This is a genomic window from Prosthecobacter sp. (genome assembly GCF_044226605.1).
Lineage (GTDB): Bacteria > Verrucomicrobiota > Verrucomicrobiia > Verrucomicrobiales > Verrucomicrobiaceae > Prosthecobacter.
The window spans coordinates 40344-64152 of record NZ_JBGAGS010000023.1 but is presented as its reverse complement, the minus strand read 5'-3'; the positions used below and the strand labels follow the sequence as shown (position 1 = coordinate 64152).

Genomic DNA, 23809 nt, shown 5'->3' with positions numbered 1-23809 from the left:
GCGCTTTTTCAAACCAGCTCCGCCATCGGCAGATGTCCATCCACCAGATACTGGGGCCTGCCCGTGAGGTCGGTGAGGGTCGCTTTGGTGACGTCGATGCCCATCTGCTTGTAGAGCGTGGCAAAGACTTCGCCAAAGGCCACGGGACGCTCGGTGGGTTCGCCGGCCTGCTTATCGGTGGCACCGATGACCTGGCCGTGGCGCATGCCGCCGCAGGCGAGGAGCGCGGAGGCTACGCGTGGCCAGTGGTCGCGGCCACCTTTGTCATTGATCTTGGGCGTGCGGCCAAACTCACCCCACACCACAACGGATACATCCTTGTCCATGCCCCGCTCGTGAAGGTCGCTGATGAGGGCCGTGAGGCCGCTGTCGAGCAGCGGCAGGTCTTCGCGGAGCTGGCCGAAGTTGTTGGAATGATAGTCCCAGCGGCTGAAGGCGAGCGTGACGACACGCGCACCTGCTTCCACCAGACGGCGCGCGGCGAGGAAGTGCTCCGGCAGGCGTGGTCCGCCGTCATCCCGGTTGCGGTTTTCGCCTTTGCCATAGCGCTCGACGATGCGTGGGTCTTCCCGGCTCAAATCGAGCGCGTGCAGGAGCTTGGGACTCGTGAGCACGTTCAATGCCTGCTCATTGAAGACGTCCACTCCGCCCATGAGACCGGTGGCATCGAGATCACGGCGCAAAAGGTCAAAGCTCGAGAGCAGCGACTTGCGATCGCGCAGACGATCCAGCGTGATGCCATGCAGGGACATGTCTTCCGTACCGCCACCACGGTTGGGCTGGAAGGGTGCATGCGCGACTCCTAGGAAGCCGGGCTCCCCGGTGCGCGCCCATTCCATGTGCCCCATCTTCGGCGCCAGACCGACGAAGGGAGGCATGGCAGGATTGGTGCCTCCCTGCAAACGCGAGACCGTGGAGCCAAAGGAAGGCCAGCCGCCGGGAGGCTGCTGCTTGGAGTTGCGGCCGGTGAGGCACTGAAAGGCATCATGGCGCGAGTCGCAGTCGGCCAGGGAGCGGATGATGGTGCACTTGTCCATCATCTTTGCCAGGCGCGGCAGGTGCTCGCAAATCTGGATGCCCGGAACGTTGGTGGAGATCGGCTTGAACTCCCCGCGAACTTCGGACGGAGCATCCGGCTTCATGTCAAACATGTCCTGGTGCGACGGGCCGCCCGGAAGGAAGATCATGATCACAGCCTTGTGCGACCTGCCAGTCTTTTGCACAGCCTCTGCATGCAGCACATCATTCAACGACAGCCCGCCCATGGCGAGCCCGCCGATCTTGAGGAAGTTTCGACGCGACACACCGTCGCAATAGCCGCCGCTGGGTTGAGAGTAGAGATTGAGCATGGCTGGTTGAAGGGCCGAGCAAACCTACGGCGGGAAGATCGGGACTCTTGCCAGACCCACGAAAGCCGGAGCGTTTGCTTCAAAACATGAGCGGACTGATCGGACACACGATGTATGGCATCCTCGCGGCGAAGGCCGCGCAAGGGCGCGGCCTGTCTGTCGCACCGCTCATTGAGCGCCATCTGCCGAGTTTCCTCTGCGGCGCATACCTCGGTTGCGACATCCAGGTGATGCCTGAAGCCATCTGCGTGGACACCGGACGCGAGGTGGGATTCGGCACGGTGCCGCTGGAGAAGAGCCCTGTCACCGGCGGCGCAGTGAAAACCTGGACGCTGAATTTTGACGGACGGAAATATCGGCCGAAGGAAATCCACGAGCTGTTTTATGGCCGTGCGCATCTCGTATTCGGCTGGGCGCCGCAGGAGGTGAGCCTGCGCGTGCCATGGGACCATCTGGCGGACTACTGCGCGCGGGCGGTTCGTGATGACATGAGCTCCGAGCGCGGCCTGGCCTACGCACTGGGATGGATGGTACACATTGTCGGCGACTCCTTGATCAAGTCCGTCCAGCCGGGCATCCACATGCACCTGCTGGATGGCGTTTACACACCGCGTAACCGCATCGTGCAGGATCAGTTCACGTTTCACATCATCGGCACAGAGCTCGGCATCGAATGGGAGAAAACATTCCGCGACATGGCGGCCACGCCAGTGGAGGCAATCCAGCCGCACTACATGCGCATCGGCGAAAAACGCGGCGAACTCGCGCAGTTGTTTGATGAAGGGTGGAAGCCCGAACTGCGGCCGCTGCTAAACGCCGTGCTCGCGGAAAACCGCCGCTGGCTGCCGCACCACACGGAGGATGTGCTTCGCGTGGTGGCGCGAAACAGCGAAGAGGCGAAACGCGTCAGCGGCGGCCTTGAGTTTGATGCGATGATCGATATGGCCGAGAGCGCAGGCATGCGGGACACGCTGGTGACGATCGCCGAACAGTGCGCGGACCTGATGGAGCAAACCATCGCGCAGGTGCCGCAGTGGCGGGATTTGCCTCGACAGCCTGCGAACGGCTGGAACAAGCTGAAACATCCATGAAATCCCTCCTCATCCTTTGTCTGCTGCTGGTGACATCTCTCCACGCGGCAGACGGCAAGCTCATCATCACGTATTTGAACATGCCGAAGCACGGTCTGGCCGTGGTGGTGCAGACGCCGGGAGGCCACACATGGATGATCGACACCGGGCCGCAGTCTGAACCGTATGATGCGGGACGCGACACCATTGAGCCCTTTCTCAAAGCACGCGGCATCACGCAGCTCGACGGCATCGCCATCAGTCACCCGCATGGGGACCACTACGGCGGCGCAATGTGGCTGCTCGACCACATGCCAGTGAAGACCTTTGTGGACACCGGCTACACGGCGCGCGGCTTTTCGCTGGCTTACAACCGCCTCCGTCAGCATGCGCAGGAGCGTGGCGCAAAGTACATCGCCGCCACGGAGGGTGACAAACTCGACTTTGATCCGGCGCTGGCAGTCGAGGTACTCTCTCCACCGAAGGCCATGCACAATCTGGACACGGATCCTGCCAAGATCACCGAGCACGGCCTGCTGAACACGAACTCCCTGTTCCTGCGCATGCAGCACGGGCAGAACGTCCTCTTCTTTCCCGGAGACGCCTATGGCACAGGCCAGCGCTACGTCCTGGAGAAGACACCGGCCGAGAAATTGAAAGCCGCGGTGGTCACGGCGCCACATCATGGATTTAACACTCATCCCGAATTCGCCGCCGCGACCCGGCCGAAATTTGCCATCGCTTCATGCCTGGATTTCTACGCCGGCAGCGAGGTGCCATCTCCAGGCGAGAAGCTCACCAAGCAGTTCGAACCGCTCGGCACGCAGGTATTCGTCACCGCGTGGCATGGCAACATTGAGATCACTTCCGATGGAAAGGACGTGACAGCAAAGAAAGAAAAGTGATAACAGAAGCCCTGCTTTCTTCTTAATGCACGCTCATGAGCTCACCTAACTTTGACACCCTCGCAAAAGCGCCCCTGTTTGTTCACCTCGCCATCACCGGAGTTGATGCCGGCCCGACTCCCGTGGACTCCAGACGGTTCAACGAGCACGTCGAAGCGTCGGGCGATCCAAACGCACGCATCTGTGTTTACACAGGCGGGCTGCAGCATCTGGCCACGCATTTCCACAGGCTCTATTCAGAACTGACCACAGCGCAGGACACAGCGCCGGTGATCGAAGAAATCCAGGCCGAGATGCAGCAGCTCACGCCGAAGGACAAGCTGCAGTTTGTTTTGCACCTGGGCCGCGTGGCAGCAGCCGCCGTGCGTGATGACGGCGGCAATCCCGTTCCCGAACGCGTCGCCATGGCCGTACAGCTGGGCGAAATGTTCAAGTTCATGCCCTACGGCAAAAACAACGAACGCTTCACGGACCAGCTGCAGGTCACCACCTACTGGCCGGGCGTTGATCCGGCGCTGCAACGTTTTACCGAAACCGAGCTGCGGCAGCTTGCCTCCGTCTATGCCTGCTTGTACGCCGCGATGAACGGCTGCCATGGCGGGGAGCTGGGGGAAGCGCGGAAAAACGCCCTCAAACACTGGCTGATGGCAGGCTACACTCCCGGCATGGAGGCATGCGCCGCCCACGCACTGCTGCGTTATTACGACCAGCTTTTCTGGCTGAGTTTTGCCGATATCCAGTTTGAGGAGTTTCCCAAACCTGTGTTTGTCAAAGGTCATGCCTTGGTGTCGCAGAAGTTTGACGCCTCCGAGCAGGCTGCTTTTTTCCAGCACCTGCACAGCCTTGCCGCCGCGCTGGTGACAGCGGATTCCCCGCCAATGGCCCGCGACACGCTGGCCAGCATCCTGGAGCTGATGCAGGGCCAGGATGTGGAGATCGCCAGTGGCGGACTGCCGGAAGATGAGTGGGACATCCTGAGCATGGGACTCGTCGCAAGTTTTCTGCTGGTGGCTGCTGCTGACGGCCATGTGGGCGACAAAGAATGCCAGACTTTCGCCGAAATTATTCAGGCGGTCTCTGAGGGCGTGGCGACAAGTCTTATCCTAAAATCCGCAGCCCGCATTCCCGACCAGATGCACATTCTCTGGCCTGCCGTCACCGCCCGTGGTGCGCATCCGCCCAGAATGGTCGCCGAGGCCGTGGTGCTCGCCGCCGCTAAGTTCGGAGAAGAAGATTTCAACCTTTACCGAAGGGTCGCCCTGGCAATCGCCGTCAAGACTGCGGAAGCCGAAGGCGGCGGCTTTCTGGGGCTTGGTTCCAAGATCAGCAAAGAGGAGCAGAAAGTGATCGACGGACTGAAGAAGCTGCTCGGCTTTGCGTGAAGTCATCAATCACTACACGAGTCCGCCGATTGGCGAACCCATGTAAAGTGTGTGCGGACGACCGGTAAAGTCCTTCCAGATCGTTTCGCGGGGTAGCCCAAGCGCTTCGTAGATGGTGGCAGCAAGGTTTTCGGGAGTTTGCGCATCGCTGACAGGATAGCCACCCTGCTTGTCAGTCTCGCCAATGACGCGACCTCCTTTGATGCCACCGCCGGCAAGCATGATGCTTTGCGCGTGGCCCCAGTGATCGCGTCCTGGCAGGGCCTTGGCGGAAATGCTCTTGATTTTGGGCGTGCGGCCAAATTCGCCGCCCATGACGATGAGTGTTTCATCAAGCTGGCCGCTGGCATCCAAGTCTTCGATCAAGGCGCTCACTGCCTGGTCCATCGGCGGGAGCAGGTAGTTTTTCAGATTGCCCCAGGCAGCCTGATGCGTGTCCCAGGTCTCGTTGTTGCCCAGATTCACCTGCACCATGCGAACACCGCTTTGCACCAGCCTGCGGGCCATCAGCAACGACCAGCCAAAGCTGTGCCGGCCGTAGCGGTCGAGCATTTTGGGATCTACCTTTTCCAAACTGAAAGCGTCATGTACCTTGCGGTTTCCCAGCAGACCAATGGCGGCCTGGCGAGTGGAATCGAAGGCTTCATCGCCGGCGAGCGCAGTCAGGTCGTCCGTCTGAGATTCGAGGGCATTTCGCAGGGATACACGGTCCATCACGCGGTCGAGCGTGAGGCCCTGCGGCAAAGAAAGATGCGGTGCCTGAAACTTCAGCGCGGTGTCGGTTTCAAAACCGCGCTCATGGTGAAACAGGTATTTGGGATACGCGCCGTAATGCTTCGGGTGGTAGGGCGACATCTCCAAAAACCATGGATCGTGCTGTGCGCCAAGCGTACCTGCAAACTGCCCGGCGAGAGTCCGCCCCTCACGATGCACGAGCTTGTCCGGCAGGACAATGGCAGGCGGCAGATTGTCTTTCCGCTTCGGCAGGAGCGCGGTGGCCAAAGCGACCATGCTGGGATGATCCGATTTTTTGGGCTTCGACGGATCAAACCCGAGCGGAGCATCGCTGCGGCCGGTGAGCATGATGTGGTGGCCCAGCGAGTGATCGCTGCTGCCATGCGTGAGAGAACGCACCAGCGACCACTTCTCTGAAATGCGCGCGAGATTGGGCATGTGCTCGCAAATGTGCAGCCCCGGCGTGCGCGTGCGGATGGGTTTGAACTCACCGCGGATCTCCATGGGCGCGTCCGGCTTCATGTCAAAGCTCTCATGCTGCGCCAGACCGCCGGAGAGGAAGATGTAGATCACCGACTTCGCACGCGCCGGCTGAGTGGCCGCCGTCATGGCCTGAAGAGCGCTGAGGTGGTTCATTCCCATGCCCAGCAAGCCCACCGCTCCCGCCTGAATCACTTCACGGCGGGAAACAGGATGAGTTGGATGTGGCCACGACATGCGCCTTCAAATACGGTGGCTGTCGCGCGGCCTTTCCAAAAGTACTACTTCCGGTTCCAGACTCCCAGCTTGATCGTATGCTGGACGGATGCCGCTTCAGCCGCAGATTTTTTGCGCAGAATCTTCGTCACCACGATGGCTCCGTCCTCAATCACCACACGAAGGTCAGCTTCGTCGCCGTCTTTGAGGATTAACCCCTCAGGAATGGTGGTTTTGACAGGATACATGAGGCTTTTATACCTCCCGCTCTCTTGGCGATCAATTCTAAATCAGTTCCGGCATCGGTGACCAGCCATCCACCAGGTACTGAGGGCGGCCAGTCAGATCGTTGAGCGTGGTCTTCACGGTGTCGATGCCCATGTGCTTGTAAAGCGTGGCGAAGACTTCGCCGAAATGAACCGGTCGCTCGGTGGGCTCACCGCCGAGTTTGTCCGTGGCACCGATCACCTGCCCGGTGCGCAGACCACCACCCGCGAGCAAGGCACCGCCAACGCGCGGCCAGTGGTCACGGCCCCCATCCTTGTTCACGATAGGAGTGCGGCCAAACTCACCCCAGGCGACGACGGCCACATCTTTGTCCAGACCGCGTTCATGCAGATCTTCCACCAGCGCGCTCATGCCTTGATCGAAGAGCGGCAGATGGCGCAGGAGCTGCGGGTAATTGTTGTCGTGGAAGTCCCAGCGGCCAAAGTTCAGCGTCACTACACGGGCACCGGCTTCAACGAGGCGGCGGGCGAGCAGGAAGTGCTCGAGATTGAGCGGGGCGCCGTCGCCGTAGTTTTTGGAGTCGCCTTTGCCGTAACGCTCCCGGGTTTTGACGCTCTCCTTGCCGAGATCGAGGGCCGTGAGCAGCTTGCTGGAAGTAAGGACATTGAGCGCCTGCTGATTGAAAGCGTCCATGCTGCCGACGAGGCCGCTGGCATCCAGTTCGCGGCGAAAGCTGTCAAAACCGGTCAGCAAAGAGCGGCGGTCTTCCAGGCGGTCGAGCGTGATTCCATTGAGCTGAAGGTCATCCATGCCCGCGCCATTGGGCCGGAAGGCTGCGTGCGTATTGCCGCAGTAGCCGGGATGGCCGGGGGAGCCGTAGGGCGGGTGGCCGGCCTTGGGGGCGAGCCCCACGAAGGCGGGCATCGCCGGGTCCGCCTGGCCTTTGAGGCGCGAAATAACGGAGCCGAAAGCAGGTGGATCGGAAAGTCGGCCGACAGGCGCCGCGCCGCCGTTGGGAGGCGGCGGCTTGCCGGTGTAGCAGATGAAGCTGTCGTGAGCACCGTTCGGCGAGCCATACATGCTGCGAATGGGTACCAGCTTGTCCATGATTTTGGCCAGACGTGGCGCGTGCTCGGAAATGTGGATGCCGGGGACGGCGGTCTTGATCGGCTTGTAGGGGCCGCGGATTTCCAGCGGCGCGTCCATCTTCAAATCATACATGTCTTGGTGCGGGGGCGCACCGCACAGGTAGATCATGATCACCGACTTGAAACTGCGGCCCGTGCGGGCCTCCGCCTCGGCCTTCAGCAGCTCCGGCAGCGACAGCCCGCCCATGGCGAGACCGCCGATGCGCAGGAAGTCGCGACGCGAAACGCCGTCGCAGAGCTTGCCGTGGGATTTGCCGGAGAGAGTGAGCATGAGGGGGACCAAAATAAGCACTCAATGTGCCGGAACTATCATGAAAACCGCGTTATGTGCGGGCCATGCTTCGCCCGCTGCTCTGCCTCATGTACCTCACCTCTTCCGTCTCCGCCGCTGATTTTCAATGGTCTCCCCTGCCCGCCATACCTGATGAACGAGGCTTTGCTGGTTCTTTTGCCGGAGTGGTGGACGGCTCCCTCATGGTCGCGGGCGGCACGCATTTCATCGACAAAATGCCCTGGGAGGGCGGCACCAAGCTCTGGTATGACACACTCTATGTCTTGGAGAAGCCACACGGTGCCTGGCGGGTGGCGGGAAAACTGCCGAAGCCGAATGGTTATGGCGTCAGCATCACGACTCCAAAGGGGTGGATCATTCTGGGTGGCGGCAATGCCACCGAGCATTTCCGCGAAGTGTTTTGGGTGAGCAAGGACGCCTCGCTGCCGCCGCTGCCGAAAGCCTGCGCCTTCATGTGCGGCTGCGAAAGCGATGGAGTCATCTACATCGCGGGGGGCATCGAAACGCCAACCGCCACGAGCGCGATGAACACCTTCTGGTCTCTCGATCTGAAGCAACCCGGCGCGCAGTGGCAGGAACTCCTCCCCTGCCCCGGCAAACCGCGCATCCTGGGCTGCATGGCCGCGGTGGACGGCGTGGTACACCTGTTCAGCGGCGCGGCTCTGCATGCGGACAAGGACGGCAAGCCGGAGCGGGAATGGCTGAACGATGCGTGGGCCTACGCGGCAGCCACGGGTTGGAAAAAGCTCCCCGACATGCCCCGCGTGGCCGTGGCGGCCCCAAATCCCGCCCCGGTGGTCGGCTCCAAGATTTATGTCATCGGCGGTGACGACGGCGCGAACGTCAACTTCATGCCTAAGGAGAAGCATCCCGGCTTCCCGCGCTCCGTCCTGGCATTGGATGTGAAGACACAAACCTGGAGCCAGGCCGGAGAGGTGCCTTTTTCTCTCGTCACGACCAATGCCGTGCCCTGGAACGGCCAGGTCGTGATCCCCGGCGGCGAGGCGCGCCCCGGCGTGCGATCTCCCCAAGTGTGGGGCGGGGAGATGAAGTGACTTGAAACTCACCCCGGTGAACTCCAAAGCTCCCCGATGAGTCGCAGCATTTTGATCACCGGTGCCAATGGAGCGCTGGGCCTGGCCATCACTGAGTTTTTCCTGACACGGGAGCCCTCCTGCCGTGTGTTCATGGGGGTCCGGGAGCGGCGGGACCGTGCGGAGGCTCTGGCCGCAAAATATTCGGACCGGGCTGAATTAATCACGCTCGAAGTCACCTCACCAGACGAATGGAAAGCAGCAGTGGCCGAAATCGCATCCAAAGCCTCCCCTCTTGAAGTCCTGATCAACAACGCAGGCTTCCATGAAGACTCTTTGCTGGCAAACATGGCTCAGGATCAATGGTTTCGCGTGCTGGATGCCAACCTGAACGCCGTCTTCCATGGCTGCCAAGCCGCCCTTTCAGCCATGATGCGCGAGCGGCGCGGGCGCATCGTCAACATCGCTTCACTCAGCGCCATCTCGTCCCCGGCCGGGCAGACCAACTATTCCGCGGCCAAGTCGGGCGTGATCGGCCTGACTCAGAGCCTCGCCAAGGAATCCGCCCGCATGGGCATCACCGTGAATGCGGTCTGCCCTGGCTACATCGAGGGAGGACTGCCTGCCGACTGGACGCCGGAGCACCTCAAAGCCCTTAAAATGCAGCTCCCCATGCGCCGTTTTGCCAGGCCGGAGGAGATTGCGGCGGCGGTTTTCTTCCTTGCCAGCCCCGAAGCGAGCTATATCACTGGCTCGACCCTGAAAATTGACGGTGGCCTCCTTTAGGCCTCCCCTCCGCACCCTACGACTCGTATCCCCTGCATGCCGACCCGCCAGCGCCTCAAAGAACTTATGATCAGCGAACTCATGCTCGACATGACCGCAGATGAAATCGGCGATGACACCCCCCTCTTTGGTCCCGCAGGCGTCGGTCTCGACTCCGTGGATGCCCTGCAGCTGGTGGTGATGATCGAAAAGCACTTTGGTTTCAAAATGGCCGACCAAGACCAGGCGAAGCGCATCCTGCACAGTGTGAACACGATCGCCGAGGCCATGGATCAAAAAGCGGCGGCGTAATCCCACTGCCCAGCCCCGCGTTTTGAAACGCTTTGCCTCCATCATCCTGCGTCTGCTCATCAGCGGCGTGCTTCTCGTGCTGCTGTTCCGGGAGCATGATCTTTTTGCGGAGATTGCACCTCGCTTCCATGCCCTGCTCACGAACTGGCACTGGACGCTTGCCGGCATTCTCTGCGCATTCCTCTCGCTCTTCCTGGCTTCCGTCCGCTGGCACATCATCCTGCGCGGTTTGGTGCCGGACCTGCCGTTTGGCATCGTGCTGCGCGCGGAACTTATCAGCGCTTTTTTCAACATCAGCTCCGTCGGCGTGGTGGGCGGGGACACCTACAAGATCATGGCGCTGTCCCGGCGCCTTCCGGGGCAAACGATGCCCGTGAGCGTCTCTCTCGTGCTGGATCACCTCACCGGGCTGGTCTCCGTGGCCGCCCTGTTCGGCGTCTGCATGCTGGCGCGCGCCTCGCACTGGAATGAAGTCGGGTACGATCTGCGCATGCTGATCACCGGATACGGCATGTACGTGGGCGGAGCGCTGGTGGGCCTTTTCATCAGCTGGGTTTCATTCACACCCAATCTGCTGGCCTGGGGCCGGCGGACCTTTCCGCGCACCATGGGCCATCCCAAGCTCGCCGGACTCATCGCACGCCTGACCAAGATCCATTCTGTTTTTGCCGTGCTGTGGCAGCGCACCCTCTCTGCCGCGGTGGTCTCCACCGGCATGCACACCGCGTTTTTCCTGAGCTTTTACTGCGGCCTGCGTGCCGTGGGCGGCGTGGCCCCGCTGCTGGACGTCCTCACCGCCATGCCCATCGTCGACGCCGCCGCATCTCTGCCGGTTTCCGTTTCCGGACTCGGTGTGCGTGAGCGCACCTTTGAGGCCCTTCTGGCAGGCCTGGCCAATGTGCCAGAAGCCGTGGGCGTGTCCGCCTCTCTCGCCGGCTGGATTTTCAGTCTGTTCTGGGGCCTTGTGGGCGGCGTGCTGTTTCTGCGTGCCAGGCACACGGCCATTATCCCACCGGAGGCCGTCAGCGCATGAGTACCAGCCGCCCTCGCATCGCCGTGGCACTGGGTGCGTCCTTCATGGGCTACGCCACGCATGCCGGCTTCCTGGCGCGCCTTCAGGCTCTGGGCGTGCGGCCCGTCGCCGTGTCCGGCTCATCCGCTGGCGCCATCACTGCGGGCTTGTTCGCTGCTGGTCTGGAGCAGGAGGCCATCCGCCAGGCCGTTCTCAGCCCGCGACTTTACTTGTCCTTTGCCAGCCGCACCCAGTGGATCTGGCATCAGCTGATCAACAGCTTCTTTCACCGCCATCCTGGCTTTTTCGATCCGAGGGGCGCGGTGCCCCATTTCGAATCGCTCGTCGGCAGCCGCACCATCGAGTCCCTTTCGAATCCCCAGCTGCTCATCGCCCTGAGCGACCTCTCAAACCACGAAACCCTTTTCGTGCGCAAAGGCCCGCTCGCCACCGCCATGGCCGCCAGTGCCTGCGTCCCCATGATGTTTACGCCCTTGGAATTCGAGGGCCGGAAATGCACCGATGGTGGCGTTGCGCATGAATCCCCAGTGGACCCATGGTTTACCGATGACAGCATCGACCACATCATCATTCACCGCATCGTCCAGCCCCAGGGCAAACCTCCGCTGATGCCCCTGAGCCGCCTGATGGCCACCGTCGCCGCCACGCATGCCTCCCTGAACCGCCAGATCCTCCTCGACCGCATCGAGCTCGCACGTCTGCACGGTAAAAAGCTGACCATCGTCACCACAGACCATTCGCGCCCCTCACCGTTGTTTCCAGGAAAGCTGAAGGAGCTATATGCAATGGGCGAGACCACGGCGCAGAAGTTTTTCGAGTCAGAACATCTGGCGGGGCAAGTGTGAATCGCGGAAGGGGTCCGATCCGGGGGGGGATTGACATCGGCGCATCATGCGTTTAGATCACCCTCGGTAAACGATGTCTTTGCAGCACGGCTATGTGCCGTCAATGCCCCGAACAAAGTTCATTTACTTTGCGGAGGCGGGCCAGGACATCTGAACGAGCCAGCGATGCCTTGTCGTGCCCTGGAATGGGGCGGGATGCAGCCCTGCTGACGCGCAAGACCAGTCAGGAAAACATGAGCAAACCACATACCATGTTAATACCACATACTACCACGAATTCGCCCTCCGAACTCAATACCACCGAAACTCCGTTTGGCCTCACAGCCTGGATGAACGATCTCCCGGTAACGCTGCCGCTGCGGCATGTGGAGGCCCGTTTCCAAATACTGGGAGACGTGGTGCTGATGGAGATCGACCAGGTGTTTGAGCAAACAGCAGATGCGGCCATGAATGTGATCTACACCTTTCCAGTGCCGGCGGGCGCGGCAGTGCATCGCTGCGAGATGATCGTGAACGGGCGTGTGATCCGCGCCGTGGTGATGGCGGAGGAGAAGGCACGACAAGTGGTGAAGGAGCATCAGGCCGCCGGGCACCGCACTACGCTGATGGAGATGATCCGGGACAACCTCTTCACGCTGGAGCTTGGCAATGTCGCGCCGGGAGACCGGATTGCGATCCGCTTTGCCTACCTTGAAACCATGGAGCGGCAGGCGTCGCAGATGAGCATTCGCATTCCTTTCAGCCCGGGTGTGCGGTACGTTCCGGGCAGGCCGCTGCTGCGGGAAAACAGCGGCCCGGGCGTAATGAAGGACACTGACGAAGTGCCGGATGCCAGCCGCATCTCGCCGCCTCGCCTGAGCGCGGGGCACCCTGAAGCGGCGACCATGCACCTCGAGGGGATGCTGGATGCGGAGTCCGTGGACATGCGGACGCTGAACTCGCCCAGCCATGCCACAAGCCTGCGCCGCGTGGAGTCGGGGATAGAGGTGACGCTTGCCGCGAATGTGGAGGTGCCCGGCAGGGACTTTGTACTGCGGTGGGAGGAAAGCGCTGTGGCGGTGGTTTCAACTTGTGCCTGGGTGGCCACAACGGCTGAGGCGCGGTACGCGCTGCTGCAAATCCGCGCGCCACAAAGCAGTGGACCTGCGGCTGAGGATGATTTTACGCAGGACGTATACTTCCTGCTCGACCGCTCGGGCAGCATGGATGGCACGAAATGGGAAAAGGCCGCGCAGGCGCTGCACGTCTTTGTTCGCGCTCTGGGGAAGAACGACCGGGTGTGGCTCACGTGCTTTGAAAGCGACTATCGGGACTTCGACACAAAGCCGCTGGGACGCGATGAGCTTCTGGGCAAGGCCGCCTTTCAGAAACTGGCCGAGATAGGCACGGGAGGCGGCACGGAGTTGCTGCCGGCCCTCACGCACGTGCTGGAAATGCGCGCCAGGCACAGCAGCGGACGTCGTGCCCGTCTAGTTTTGATCACGGACGGCCAGGTGGCGAATGAAGACGCACTTTGCGAGTGCATGAAACAAAAAGACGCAGCCACTCTGCCTGTGCATTGCTTCGGCATTGATCACATGGTGAATGATGAACTGCTGAAAGCGCTGGCCAAGCAGACTGGCGGCCGCTGCGCACTGCTGACACCGGAGGACGACATCGCCGCGGCAGTGGGCCGCCTTTCGGAAACGCTGCGGAGGCCGGTGCTTGTCAGTCTGGAACTGCAGGGCGGGCATTTGCCAGCCCATGGCAGTTCACGTCTGCCAGACCTGCACGCCGGAGAGGTCAGCCTGCTGGCCATCCGCTGCGAACCGGGCGCGACGGCAGCAGTGGTCACCGGCTTGCTGCCGGATGGTTCGTCATGGTCTCACCGTTTCGAGCTTCAAGAGGGCGTCCAAGGTCATGCCGAGTGCGCCCCACGGCTCATCTGGGCGCGAAGGAGGATTCAGCACTTGCTCAGTTTAAGGCAGGAGGACGAGGCCGTGGCTCTGGCGATCGAGCACAATCTCATCTGCCGGGGCGCCGCCTTTGTGGCATGGGACGAGGTGGAACAAGTGAAGGTGGCCACGACACAGCTCTACCAGCCGTGCGCGGCAGACATGATGGACGCGGTGGAGTTTGAATGTGCGCCATGCCCGGAAGCGCCGGTGGACGAAGGCCCTGATGAGTTGCGCGAGGTGCTGATCGAGGAGGGAATCCCATACAGCAATGCGGTCAAGATAGCCCTGTATCTCCAAAGCTGGGTCTATTCCGGCGATGAGGACCGCTACGAGCTTTTCGACAAGCTTGTTCTGGAGATGCAGAACTCCCTGGAACCCGTGGAATGCCTGCGCCGCTTTATCGATGAACACATCCTCGAGGAAGGACTGCTGGCGTACTTCAGGGCCTATGTGCCTGCCATGGCAATCCAGGACCAAGGGGTGCCGGCCTAGAGAGACCTCAGCATCTCCAGCGCCTCAGCGAGCTGCTTGAACCCTTCGCGCGAGCTGAGGCGCGGGAACTTGCCCTGGATCATGACGAACTTGCCGTTCCGGCTGAGCATGAGCTTGCGCTCTTTGATCTCCACATCGCTGATGCCGGCATGCGCGGCGGCGAGGCGGATGGAGGCGCAGGTGAGGAGGTTTTGCACGGCGTGGGGGAGTTTTTCTCCATACTGATCACGCCACTGCGCCTCGAGTTCCTCAAGCTCCTTGCGCGTCATGATTTCTCCCACCTGACGATACGCCGTGATGCGCAGCTTCAGGTCTTCGATAAACGTCGAAGGCAGGAAGGCGGGCGTGGCCCCCGGGGATGCCTGCACCATCATGGCCTCGTTCATCACCAGGAAGTCGGTGCGCAGGCCCACCTCCACCGGGCGCGCCACGCGGCGGCCCTGCATGCGCGCCACGCTTTGCTTCAGCATCTGGCAGTACAAATCAAATCCCACTGCGGCGATGTGACCGCTCTGCTCCGTGCCGAGCAGATTGCCCGCACCGCGGATTTCAAGGTCACGCAGCGCAATTTTGAAGCCGCTGCCGAGGCCCGCATACTGCTTGATCGCGTTCACGCGCTTGCGCGCATCTCCCGCCGTCACCGCATCCTGCGGCAGCAGCAGATACGCATACGCCTGCACGCCTCCACGTCCCACGCGACCACGAAGCTGATACAAATCCGCCAGCCCGAAGCGGTCAGCGCGGTCAATGATGATGGTGTTCGCGTTCGGAATATCGACACCGCTTTCGATGATGGTGGTGCAGACGAGCACGTCTGCGCCGCCATCCACAAAGGTGTGCATCACGTCCTCCAGCAGCTCGCTGTCCATCTGCCCATGGCCGATGATGACGCGGGCCTTGGGGCAAAGATCGCGGATGCGCTGTGCGATTTTTTCAATCGTCATCACGCGGTTGTGCAGAAAAAAGACCTGCCCGCCGCGCTCGATCTCCGCCTCGACCGCCTGCTTGATCGTGCGTTCATCATAGGGGCAGATCATCGTCTGCACCGCCTGCTTGTTCGGCGGGGGCGTCTCGATGGTGCTCATGTCGCGCATGCCCATCAGCGCCATGTAAAGCGTACGAGGGATCGGCGTGGCGCTAAGCGTCAGCACATCCACCAGACGGAAGAGGTCTTTGAACTTCTCCTTGTGCTTCACACCAAAACGCTGCTCCTCATCAATCACCGCAAGGCCCAGGTTTTTAAACCGCACATCCTTGGATATCACGCGATGCGTGCCGACAACAATGTCCACCGTGCCTTCGGTGATGCCTTTCAAGATCTCGCGCTCCTTGTTCGGCGGCGTGAGGCGGCAGAGCATTTCCACCGACACGGGAAACTCGCTCATGCGCTGCCGAATGTTTTCCCAGTGCTGCCGCGCCAGCACCGTGGTGGGCACCAGGATGGCCACCTGCCGCCCGCCCATGACGGACTTGAACGCAGCGCGGATGGCCACCTCCGTTTTGCCAAAGCCCACGTCCGCACAGAGCAGGCGGTCCATGGGCTTCTCTGCCTCCATGTCGCGCTTGATCTCCTCCACGCTGCGCAGCTGGTCCGGCGTTTCGTGGTATAAAAAGGACTCCTCGAACTCCACCTGCCACTTGGTGTCCGGCTGGTGCGAGTACGCCTTCAGCGTCTGGCGCTCCGCCGCCACACTGAGCATGCGCGCGGCGAAATCCTCCACGCTTTTCTCCGCGCTCTTGCGCGTCTTTTGCCAGCGCGCCTCGCTCAGTTTGCTCAGGGCCGGCGCCTTGCCGCCCACACCCACATAGCGCGTGACAAGGTGCGTGTGCGCCACCGGCACAAACAGCTTCGCTCCCTCCGCATAATGCAGCACCAGCACCTCCTCGCGCTTGCCAGTGTCTCGCACCTCCACGCCACCAAAGCGGGCCACGCCATGCTCCGCATGCACCACGATGTCGCCCTCGCGCAGGTCACGCATCACATCGCGCGCTTTGCGCAGCACCTCGGCTTCATCCAGCTTCGAGCCGCGCACGCGCCGGATCTGCTGATGCCTGCCAAAAATTTCCGCGCCTGTCAGCACCGCCAGCTTGGCCGCAGGCACTGTGAAGCCGCGATAAAGCAGCCCCAGCTTCGTTTCCAGCGAGGTCGGCAGGCCGCTCTGCAATTCGGCGAAGCGCTCCCGCTCCGCTTCATTGTGGAAGAAAATGACCGAGCGCCAGCCGCCCTCATGCCATTCCCGGATCTGCCGGGCAAAGTGCTCGCGCCGCGCCTCATGCAGCACGAAGTCGGAAGCATCAAAAACACCGAGCGGGTTTTCATGGATGGCCGCCGTGTAATCTTCCATCCCTTCCACATTGTCAGCGCCGCTGAGGATGCGCGCCTGCGCTTCTCCTTCGCAGTCGATGGCCACAATGAAATCATCCTTGCGCAGATGCTCGCGCACCCGCGAGGCATCCTCCGCGTTCTCATTCATCTGCAAAATGACGCCCACGCTTTCCAGCCGCTTGATGGACGACTGATTGTGCAGATCAAAGGCGCGGATCGACTCGATCTCGTCATCAAAAAACTCCAGCCGCAGCGGCTCCTCCGCCTGCCAGGAAAAAAAGTCCACAATGCCCCCGCGGCGCGCAAACTGACCGCGCTCAGTGACGACGGGCACGCGCTCATAGCCGGCCTCGCCCAGATCACGCAGCAGATCCTCCACGTCCAGCTTGGCACCCACGCTGAGCACGCGGCGCTGGCTGGAGATTTCCGCCAGCGCAGGCGCGGGCTCGTCCAGGCTGTCCGCGCACAGCACCATCACCGGCGCATCTGTTTGCATCATGGTGCCGAGCACGCCAGCGCGCTCCGCCAGCAGTTCAGGATCGACCAGCGCATCGTTCACCACCTGCCCAAGCCGCGGGAAATACAGCGCCGGGCACTGCCATACGCCGAGCTCGGCATGCACATGGTCCTGCGTTTTCACATCCGCGCACAGGATCCACACCCGCCTGCCCGGTGCGGAGAGTTCCGCATGCCGCACCATCAGCGCCGCCGCAAAGCCAAACGCCTGCGGCGTGACGTGATCGAGCACGAGCGGCTTTTTCTTCAGCTTTTGCTGAAACGCTCCTGACTTGAGCGTCAGATCCACCAGCCCGAGCGCATCCCCCCGCGCATGCTGTGAGGGCGGTTTGCTTTTGCGAAGAGAGGCTCGTTTGGCGGGGGGCACAAGAAACGCCGGACTCATGCGTCCGGCGCACTATATCAACTCATGCGATGATGATGACAAGGGGCAAGCCGCCTGAAGCGCTCATCGGTAAACCAGTCCCGGTGTCGTCGAATAAGTATACAGCTCCTTGCCTCCCTTGGTGAATTTGAGAGCAAAACCTGCCAGCTGGTCCGATTTGCCACCCTCTCCGCTGGTAAAGTAATAGCCGGCCTTGGGGCGCAGACGGATCACCTCGACCGCCTTTGTTTGAATCGATCCCGTCTCGTTTCTGACCAGATCCTTCAACTTCTCGGAACCACTCGAGACCACCTTGGCGGGAGTTCTGCCATCGGCAGCGGCTTCCTTCATGTAGATCGAATACTCCACCGTTACCCCTTCCACCCCGACGGCCGACATGTTGCGGATCGAGATGAGATAAAACCAGTTTTCCAGAGTGCCCTCGGAGCCGCCTCCTTCGACTTTCCTCTCCCCCTGCTTTTTCTTGGTGTACCGCACATCAAAAGAGTACTTCACGTTGGCCGCGGCATATTCGCGGATGAATTGCTGATCTTCGGCTGAAAAAACCGAGACGTTGGCTGTGATGGACCGTCCGTCCGCCGCCCTTTTCAGGACGACCTGCTCATTGGTGGCGGACGTGATCTCCGCCTCAAGCTTGCGCCCCTGCAGGTCGGTAAATTCGCGGGCTGAAAGCGCTGAGACGTAGACGAGAAGACAGAGGCAGGTCGCAGTGTATGTTTTCATGAGAGTACTTTTGCGGCAACAATGAAGACATTAGTATTTTTGCTCAGACTTCGTCAATTTTAATTATCACTGCCCTAACCGAATTTCCTGCCCGCATGCCGGATCCAGCACCTCTTTCCTACCAAACGACGGTGAAGGACCGGCCCGCCGGCAACGTTGACTGCCGGTGATGATTCCAGCCCCCCAGACCTCTCGCCGCCACTTCCTTCAGCAATGCGCCACCGCAGGCGCTGCGTTCGGCTTTCCCACCATCATCCCTTCCTCAGCCCTGGGCAAGGATGGTGCGGTGGCCCCCTCCAACCGCACCACGCTCGCGCTCATCGGCTGCGGCGGACGCGGCACGGATGTGGTAAAGAACTTCCTTCAGGACGAGCGCGTTCAAGTCATCGCAGTGTGCGATGTCGAGCGCGAATCGGATCGCTACAACAAGGGCATCATCAAAAAAGCCGGCACCCTGGGCCGCGAACCGGCACGCAGGCTCGTGGACAAGTCCTACGGCACCACGGGCTGCGCCACGCATGAAGACTTCCGCGAGGTGCTCGCACGCAAGGACGTGGATGCCGTGCAGATCGCCACCCCGGACCACTGGCATGCGCTCATGGCTGTGGCGGCGGCTCGGGCCGGGAAACACATCTACTGCGAAAAGCCCCTCAGCCTCACCGTGGCGCAGGGCCGCTTCATGAGCGATGTCGTGCGCCAGAGCAAGGTCGTCTGGCAGACCGGCAGCCAGCAGCGCAGCGACATCCATTTTCGCATGGCCTGCGAATACGTGCGCAATGGCAGGATCGGCAAACTGAAGCAAATTCGAGTAGGGCTGGCGAGCGACAACCGGGACAACAACGGCTGCGCCGCTCAAACCGCGCCCACCCCCGTTCCAGAAGGCCTGAACTATGATTTCTGGCTCGGCCCCGCACCGGACGCACCTTTCTGCCCCGCACGTCTGCACTCCAACTGGCGCTGGTTTTACGATTACTCCGGCGGCAACATCACCGACTTCGGTGCGCATCATTTCGACATCGTGCAGTGGGCGCTGAATCGGGACGAAAGCGGGCCCGTGGAGTTTTTTGACCTCAAGGCCACATGGCCCGCGCCGGGCAGCCTTTATTCCACGGCCCCCAGCTTCTCCTTCGCCTATCGCTACGAAGACGGCACCACCGTCCGAGTGGCAGACAAGCAGGACTTCGGCTCCGGCATCATGTTTGAAGGTGAAGACGGCAGCATCCTCAGCATGCGCGGCAAGCTGGAGATCAAACCAGACTCCCTCCGCAAACCGCTGGCGGAAAAGGATGTGCGCCTCTACGACAGCAAGGACCACTTCCGCAATTTCATCGATGGCATCCGCGACGGCGCCAGGACCGCGGCTCCGGTGGAGTACGCACACCGCAGCATCACCATCGCTCATCTGGCCAACATCGCACTGAGGCTGAACCGCACCAAGCTGCGCTGGGATCCCGCCAGGGAGCAGGTCCTGGAAGACGCCGAAGCTGCGGCCATGCTCACACGCCCCATGCGCGGCCCGTGGCAGCTGGTGTAAATTTGCATGTAACAGGCCCCTGCGTTTCCTGAAGAAGCGCCCAGATGCCAGCCACACCTTCACCTTCCCCGCGCTTTGCCACCACCCGCTGGTCCGTCGTGCTGGCGGCCAGGCATGAAGACTCCCGCCAGGCCATGGAGACTCTTTGCCGCTCCTACTGGTACCCGCTCTATGCCTATGTGCGGCGCGACGGCCACTCTCCCCATGACGCGCAGGATCTGACGCAGGAGTTTTTCTCCCGGCTGGTGGAGAAACACTGGCTGCGCTCCGCAGCTCCGGAGCAGGGTCGCTTCCGCACCTTCCTCCTCGTGGCCATGAAGCGCTTTCTGATCAATGAATGGCACAAAAGCGCTTCGCTGAAACGTGGCGGCCACATCACCCATGTCCCGCTGGATGCCGAGGACGCCGAGCGCCGGTTTGCAGGCGAGCCCGACCTTGCTCCCGATGCGATTTATGAGAGACGCTGGGCCATGACACTGCTGGAGCAGGCTCTTGCTGCACTGGAGGCTGAATTTCTCGCGTCCAGCAGGGCCGGCGATTTTCATGCCATGAAGCACTGCCTTACGCTGGACCGAGGCAGCATTTCCTACGCGGAACTGGCCGCCACCATGGCCTGCAGCGAAGGTGCGGCACGCGTGTCCGTGCACCGCCTTCGCAAACGCTTCCGAGAACTTTTCCGTGAAGGCATCGCCGCCACGCTGGCGGAAGGGGAGGACGTGGAAACGGAGATGAAACACGTGGTCGCGGTGCTCGCCGGTGTTTGACGGGAATTCGCTTGTAACAAAGCCGCGAACTCACTGAACTACTCATGGCAATGAAGACTTCCGAATCCATTCCATGTCCCAAATGCGGCTGCCAGCTGCCCGCCGATGCCCCTCTGGGCCTCTGCCCTCGCTGCCTCGCTGCATTGAATTTTGCCACCGAAACCTTGCCTCCGGACGCACTGCCCGTTGCGCCCAAGCCGCCGCTGACACCGGAGGAGCTGGCGCCGCATTTTCCTCAGCTGGAAATCCTCAGCTGCCTCGGCCGCGGCGGCATGGGTGTCGTTTACAAGGCACGTCAGAAAACGCTGAACCGCATCGTGGCGCTCAAGCTTCTCGCGCCTGAGCGCGCAGACGACGCGAAGTTTGCCGCACGTTTTGAAAAAGAGGCGCAGGCACTCGCGGCTCTCAATCACCCCCACATCGTCACCATTCATGACTTCGGCCAGGCCGGCGGCTTTTTCTATCTGCTGATGGAGTTCGTAGACGGAGTGAATCTTCGCCAGGCAATGACTGCGGGACGTTTCACACCCGAGCAGGCGCTGGCCATCGTGCCTCCCATCTGCGATGCCCTGCAGTATGCGCACGAGCACGGCATTGTGCATCGGGACATCAAGCCGGAAAACCTCCTGCTCGACAAAGAGGGCCGCCTGAAGATCGCCGACTTTGGCATCGCTAAAATGATCGGAGCTGCCGGCGAAACAGGCGCCGACTCTTTGTCCCAGCCACTCGGCACTCCTGCCTATGCGGCACCGGAGCAAAAGGATGACACCCATCAGGTGGATCATCGCGCAGACATTTATTCGCTCGGCGTCGTCCTCTACGAACTCCTCACCGGGGAGCTGCCGAAGGACAAAATCGAAGCTCCGTCCAAGCGCGTGCAGATCGACGTCCGGCTGGATGAGGTGGTGCTCCGTGCTTTGGAAACGCGGCCGGAGCTGCGCTTTGCCACAGCCGCGGAGTTTCGCACAAAACTTGCCGGAGTGGTGGCGGCTCCACCAGAAAAGCCCGGCCCGGCGGCGACAAAACCACGCTTCTGGCTGGGTGTCCTCGGAATGGTGATCGGCACTGCCCTGCTGATCGGGGCCACCCTTTTAAATGAGGCCATCGATGACTTTGGCATCACCCCTATTGCGCGCAGGCATCTCTTGATGCGCCAGGAGGCCGGGGCCCATCTCGCGGCCCTGAAGGCTCACATGGCAGCCCAGTTTCAGGAGCTGGAAGCCGCAAAAAAACAAAACAATCAGGCCGAAGTCGAGCGCCTGACCGCCGAGAGGCAGGCACTTCAAATCAAGACTCAGCAGGCGGAGGTGGCGCTGAACCAGGTCGCACATGCAAAAGAGGCCGATGAGCAGCAGCGAATCGCGATTTTCTTTTTGATCGCGGGTGGGTTGGTCGCAGGAGGTTTCATCGCCGTGTTTCCGTTGGGGCGGGTCATGCGCGGGCGCGGCAGGCAGGTAGTCATGGCTGGCGCCGTCTGCGCCGGAGTTCTGGCGGCGCTGTTCATTCTTCGCCTCGGCACCACGCATGTGGCTTCAGCCGGACTGCCAGACCGTGTGGACATCACCAGTGCGAATAAACAGAGCGAATCCACCCTGAACGTTCGATGGAACGTGAGCGCCCATGCGCCCATTGAAGCACGCATTGTGCAAGTGAACGGCATCCAGTCCGACCACCTGCACTGGAATCAGACAGGCCACGTGCATGAGTTGCAGGTGCAGATCGAAGTCACGCGGATTGCAGAAGGAATGCTCCGCATCCACACCAAAATCGGGGACTCTGGAAGGACCCGCGAGGTGGCGGGCAGTTTCACTCAAGTCCGTGAGGAATTGCTCACCTCTGCGATGGTGTCCGCGAAAACACAAACAGGCACCAGCATCGTCATCTGCCGCCTGCTGGGCCAGCCTGTGGCGCTTGAGCTTCCGCTCCGTGCCAGCCCGCATTCACCTGTGATCACACCTCAGAGGCAATTCGGAATCAGCTCCATGATTTTTATCGTGCAGCTCATTGTGCTGGTGCTGATCGTGGGTGGCCTTGTCTGGTTGATCCGCATTCTTTTCAAACATCAGCGCATTGGCTGCGCCGTGACCCTCATCATTCTGCTTGCGCTGTTTTTGCTGCTGCTGATTCCGGGAATGGTGTGGTTTTTCAGCCATGCTCCGCGGGTCGAAAATGCTCCGCCGGTCCCGGTGTCACGCATGCTGAACGAACCTCCCACACCACGGTAATCGCTCCGTGCCGCCCAGGGAAAAACAGACGGAACTTCGGTCGAGGGCAGACGCCATCCGTTTCGATGACATCTCCATCGCAGCCGGGCGGTCTGCTCACAGTTCACTTTCCTTCTCTCTTTTCGCTTCAGCTTTTTCTTTGTGCCCGCCGACTGCATCAAAAGGAGCCGCGACCACGTGGCCGGTGGTGGATACTGTGGTCGTGACGATTTTGCCTGCCGTCTTGACCGGAACCGTAACAAGGGAGCAGGAGGGAACCATGAGGCACAGGAGATAAACCGGTAAAATGCTCGTTTTCATACCTTGTAATACGCAGCCGGCCGTCGGCCCGCGCTTGTCACCCGAACTGCTTCCAGAACATCACCGCAGAAATAATGAAACCGATGGCCGTGATGACGTGCCTCACTCTTTGAGGTGAAATGCGCTGGGAATAATGTGCTCCGAGGTAATAACCAATCAGCGCACCGGCCGTCAGCGCCAGGGCCTGCGGCCAGTTTACCATTCCGACAGCGATAAACCACACGGCCGCTATGATGTTGATCAGCGATCCGAGCAAATTCTTCAGCGCATTCATTTCATGGATGTGCGTCATGCCCATGAATCCAAACGAGGCCAGCATTAGGATGCCGATTCCCGCACCGAAAAACGCGCCGTAGACCGCCACCGGAAGCTGCAGAGCCAGGGAGAACCACAGCGCCTGCGGTCTGGCCGTGGTGGCGGATTTGCGCAAAAATCCCTGCAGAAAAAACAGCACCGTGGCAAACAGGACGAGAAAGGGAATGAGCTTTGAGAACTGGTCATCGCTCGTGCGCGTGAGCAGCCAGCTGCCAATGGTCGCGCCAATGAGGCATATCGGGACAAACTGCATCAACTGCGTGCGGATGGCCTTCAGATGTCCACGAAATCCCACGATGCTTCCCGCCGTGCCTATCACAAGCCCCACGGTGCTCGTGGCATTGGCCAGGACCGGCGGCGTGCCCCAGGCCAGCAGCACGGGAAATGTGAGCAGGGTGCCTCCGCCCGCGATGGCGTTGATCGCCCCGGCGGTGCAACCCACGGCGGCGAGGGCAAGGAATTCGAGGAGGGTCATGCCTCGTCACTACTCAGCGCGCC

20 protein-coding genes are annotated in these 23809 nt (G+C 61.2%); 12 read left to right on the top strand and 8 right to left on the bottom strand.

Annotated elements, in window-relative coordinates; translation table 11 throughout:
- Positions 1-8: 8 nt before the first annotated feature.
- On the bottom strand, positions 9-1349 hold the full coding sequence (locus tag ACILSO_RS26155) for a DUF1501 domain-containing protein (RefSeq protein ID WP_395740429.1): 1341 nt from the start codon (positions 1347-1349) through the stop codon (positions 9-11).
- A gap of 86 nt (positions 1350-1435) precedes the next feature.
- On the opposite strand from ACILSO_RS26155, the gene ACILSO_RS26150 reads away from it, so the two are divergent.
- The 3 genes from ACILSO_RS26150 to ACILSO_RS26140 are packed head-to-tail and all read left to right on the top strand — an operon-like array spanning position 1436 to position 4706.
- Positions 1436-2440 carry a hypothetical protein gene (locus ACILSO_RS26150; protein WP_395740428.1) on the top strand — a complete coding sequence of 335 codons (1005 nt, stop codon included), beginning with the start codon at positions 1436-1438 and terminating at the stop codon, positions 2438-2440.
- A complete protein-coding gene (locus ACILSO_RS26145; RefSeq protein WP_395740427.1) occupies positions 2437-3324 on the top strand; it encodes a ComEC/Rec2 family competence protein in 888 nt (295 codons plus the stop codon). The genes ACILSO_RS26150 and ACILSO_RS26145 overlap by 4 nt, the downstream gene beginning before the upstream one ends.
- Before the next feature lie 35 nt (positions 3325-3359).
- The gene (locus ACILSO_RS26140) at positions 3360-4706 is read left to right on the top strand and encodes a hypothetical protein (RefSeq protein ID WP_395740426.1); all 1347 of its coding nucleotides are present in this window, start codon (positions 3360-3362) and stop codon (positions 4704-4706) included.
- A gap of 12 nt (positions 4707-4718) precedes the next feature.
- On the opposite strand, the gene ACILSO_RS26135 is transcribed toward ACILSO_RS26140, so the two are convergent.
- The 3 genes from ACILSO_RS26135 to ACILSO_RS26125 are packed head-to-tail and all read right to left on the bottom strand — an operon-like array spanning position 4719 to position 7784.
- A complete protein-coding gene (locus tag ACILSO_RS26135) occupies positions 4719-6158 on the bottom strand; it encodes a DUF1501 domain-containing protein (RefSeq protein ID WP_395740425.1) in 1440 nt (479 codons plus the stop codon).
- 44 nt (positions 6159-6202) lie between these two features.
- Positions 6203-6385 carry a hypothetical protein gene (locus ACILSO_RS26130; protein ID WP_395740424.1) on the bottom strand — a complete coding sequence of 61 codons (183 nt, stop codon included), beginning with the start codon at positions 6383-6385 and terminating at the stop codon, positions 6203-6205.
- Positions 6386-6422: 37 nt separating this feature from the next.
- On the bottom strand, positions 6423-7784 hold the full coding sequence (locus tag ACILSO_RS26125; protein ID WP_395740423.1) for a DUF1501 domain-containing protein: 1362 nt from the start codon (positions 7782-7784) through the stop codon (positions 6423-6425).
- 65 nt (positions 7785-7849) lie between these two features.
- Here ACILSO_RS26125 and ACILSO_RS26120 point away from each other — a divergent pair, with 65 nt between their 5' ends.
- From ACILSO_RS26120 to ACILSO_RS26095, 6 genes are all read left to right on the top strand, one after another.
- Entirely contained in the window at positions 7850-8860 is a 1011-nt protein-coding gene (locus ACILSO_RS26120) for a galactose oxidase (protein WP_395740422.1), read from the top strand.
- Positions 8861-8896: 36 nt separating this feature from the next.
- A complete protein-coding gene (locus tag ACILSO_RS26115; protein WP_395740421.1) occupies positions 8897-9625 on the top strand; it encodes an SDR family oxidoreductase in 729 nt (242 codons plus the stop codon).
- A gap of 36 nt (positions 9626-9661) precedes the next feature.
- Positions 9662-9916, top strand: coding sequence for a phosphopantetheine-binding protein (locus ACILSO_RS26110; protein WP_395740420.1), 255 nt, complete (start codon positions 9662-9664; stop codon positions 9914-9916).
- A gap of 22 nt (positions 9917-9938) precedes the next feature.
- Positions 9939-10949, top strand: a complete 1011-nt coding sequence (locus tag ACILSO_RS26105; protein ID WP_395740419.1) for a lysylphosphatidylglycerol synthase transmembrane domain-containing protein — start codon at positions 9939-9941, stop codon at positions 10947-10949.
- The gene (locus ACILSO_RS26100; RefSeq protein WP_395740418.1) at positions 10946-11794 is read left to right on the top strand and encodes a patatin-like phospholipase family protein; all 849 of its coding nucleotides are present in this window, start codon (positions 10946-10948) and stop codon (positions 11792-11794) included. Before ACILSO_RS26105 ends, ACILSO_RS26100 begins: the two co-directional genes overlap by 4 nt.
- Positions 11795-12045: 251 nt before the next feature.
- On the top strand, positions 12046-14223 hold the full coding sequence (locus ACILSO_RS26095) for a VIT domain-containing protein (RefSeq protein ID WP_395740417.1): 2178 nt from the start codon (positions 12046-12048) through the stop codon (positions 14221-14223).
- Here ACILSO_RS26095 and mfd read toward each other — a convergent pair.
- Positions 14220-17450, bottom strand: a complete 3231-nt coding sequence (gene mfd, locus ACILSO_RS26090) for a transcription-repair coupling factor (RefSeq protein WP_395740416.1) — start codon at positions 17448-17450, stop codon at positions 14220-14222. The genes ACILSO_RS26095 and mfd overlap by 4 nt on opposite strands.
- A 63-nt stretch (positions 17451-17513) precedes the next feature.
- Entirely contained in the window at positions 17514-18173 is a 660-nt protein-coding gene (locus ACILSO_RS26085) for a hypothetical protein (RefSeq protein ID WP_395740415.1), read from the bottom strand.
- 169 nt (positions 18174-18342) lie between these two features.
- Here ACILSO_RS26085 and ACILSO_RS26080 point away from each other — a divergent pair, with 169 nt between their 5' ends.
- The 3 genes from ACILSO_RS26080 to ACILSO_RS26070 are packed head-to-tail and all read left to right on the top strand — an operon-like array spanning position 18343 to position 22696.
- Positions 18343-19707 carry a Gfo/Idh/MocA family protein gene (locus ACILSO_RS26080; RefSeq protein WP_395740414.1) on the top strand — a complete coding sequence of 455 codons (1365 nt, stop codon included), beginning with the start codon at positions 18343-18345 and terminating at the stop codon, positions 19705-19707.
- A 44-nt stretch (positions 19708-19751) separates the two neighbouring features.
- Positions 19752-20471: an RNA polymerase sigma factor gene (locus ACILSO_RS26075; RefSeq protein ID WP_395740413.1), complete on the top strand. Its 720-nt coding sequence runs from the start codon at positions 19752-19754 to the stop codon at positions 20469-20471.
- A gap of 50 nt (positions 20472-20521) precedes the next feature.
- Positions 20522-22696: a protein kinase domain-containing protein gene (locus ACILSO_RS26070; RefSeq protein WP_395740412.1), complete on the top strand. Its 2175-nt coding sequence runs from the start codon at positions 20522-20524 to the stop codon at positions 22694-22696.
- A 96-nt stretch (positions 22697-22792) separates the two neighbouring features.
- On the opposite strand, the gene ACILSO_RS26065 is transcribed toward ACILSO_RS26070, so the two are convergent.
- Positions 22793-22996, bottom strand: a complete 204-nt coding sequence (locus ACILSO_RS26065) for a hypothetical protein (protein WP_395740411.1) — start codon at positions 22994-22996, stop codon at positions 22793-22795.
- A 37-nt stretch (positions 22997-23033) separates the two neighbouring features.
- Complete coding sequence (locus ACILSO_RS26060; RefSeq protein ID WP_395740410.1) at positions 23034-23786, bottom strand: sulfite exporter TauE/SafE family protein; 753 nt, start codon at positions 23784-23786, stop codon at positions 23034-23036.
- Positions 23787-23809: the final 23 nt, after the last annotated feature.

What these genes read in the sequence shown, in the direction of transcription:
- ACILSO_RS26155 (WP_395740429.1), bottom strand. Translation starts at nt 1,349, where the DNA reads ATGCTCAATCTCTACTCTCAACCCAGCGGCGGCTATTGCGACGGTGTG.
- ACILSO_RS26120 (WP_395740422.1), top strand. Translation starts at nt 7,850, where the DNA reads ATGCTTCGCCCGCTGCTCTGCCTCATGTACCTCACCTCTTCCGTCTCC.
- ACILSO_RS26150 (WP_395740428.1), top strand. Translation starts at nt 1,436, where the DNA reads ATGAGCGGACTGATCGGACACACGATGTATGGCATCCTCGCGGCGAAG.
- ACILSO_RS26115 (WP_395740421.1), top strand. Translation starts at nt 8,897, where the DNA reads ATGAGTCGCAGCATTTTGATCACCGGTGCCAATGGAGCGCTGGGCCTG.
- ACILSO_RS26130 (WP_395740424.1), bottom strand. Translation starts at nt 6,385, where the DNA reads ATGTATCCTGTCAAAACCACCATTCCTGAGGGGTTAATCCTCAAAGAC.
- ACILSO_RS26135 (WP_395740425.1), bottom strand. Translation starts at nt 6,158, where the DNA reads ATGTCGTGGCCACATCCAACTCATCCTGTTTCCCGCCGTGAAGTGATT.
- ACILSO_RS26140 (WP_395740426.1), top strand. Translation starts at nt 3,360, where the DNA reads ATGAGCTCACCTAACTTTGACACCCTCGCAAAAGCGCCCCTGTTTGTT.
- ACILSO_RS26095 (WP_395740417.1), top strand. Translation starts at nt 12,046, where the DNA reads ATGTTAATACCACATACTACCACGAATTCGCCCTCCGAACTCAATACC.
- ACILSO_RS26110 (WP_395740420.1), top strand. Translation starts at nt 9,662, where the DNA reads ATGCCGACCCGCCAGCGCCTCAAAGAACTTATGATCAGCGAACTCATG.
- ACILSO_RS26145 (WP_395740427.1), top strand. Translation starts at nt 2,437, where the DNA reads ATGAAATCCCTCCTCATCCTTTGTCTGCTGCTGGTGACATCTCTCCAC.
- ACILSO_RS26060 (WP_395740410.1), bottom strand. Translation starts at nt 23,786, where the DNA reads ATGACCCTCCTCGAATTCCTTGCCCTCGCCGCCGTGGGTTGCACCGCC.
- ACILSO_RS26125 (WP_395740423.1), bottom strand. Translation starts at nt 7,784, where the DNA reads ATGCTCACTCTCTCCGGCAAATCCCACGGCAAGCTCTGCGACGGCGTT.
- ACILSO_RS26070 (WP_395740412.1), top strand. Translation starts at nt 20,522, where the DNA reads ATGAAGACTTCCGAATCCATTCCATGTCCCAAATGCGGCTGCCAGCTG.
- mfd (WP_395740416.1), bottom strand. Translation starts at nt 17,450, where the DNA reads ATGAGTCCGGCGTTTCTTGTGCCCCCCGCCAAACGAGCCTCTCTTCGC.
- ACILSO_RS26080 (WP_395740414.1), top strand. Translation starts at nt 18,343, where the DNA reads ATGATTCCAGCCCCCCAGACCTCTCGCCGCCACTTCCTTCAGCAATGC.
- ACILSO_RS26075 (WP_395740413.1), top strand. Translation starts at nt 19,752, where the DNA reads ATGCCAGCCACACCTTCACCTTCCCCGCGCTTTGCCACCACCCGCTGG.
- ACILSO_RS26085 (WP_395740415.1), bottom strand. Translation starts at nt 18,173, where the DNA reads ATGAAAACATACACTGCGACCTGCCTCTGTCTTCTCGTCTACGTCTCA.
- ACILSO_RS26100 (WP_395740418.1), top strand. Translation starts at nt 10,946, where the DNA reads ATGAGTACCAGCCGCCCTCGCATCGCCGTGGCACTGGGTGCGTCCTTC.
- ACILSO_RS26065 (WP_395740411.1), bottom strand. Translation starts at nt 22,996, where the DNA reads ATGAAAACGAGCATTTTACCGGTTTATCTCCTGTGCCTCATGGTTCCC.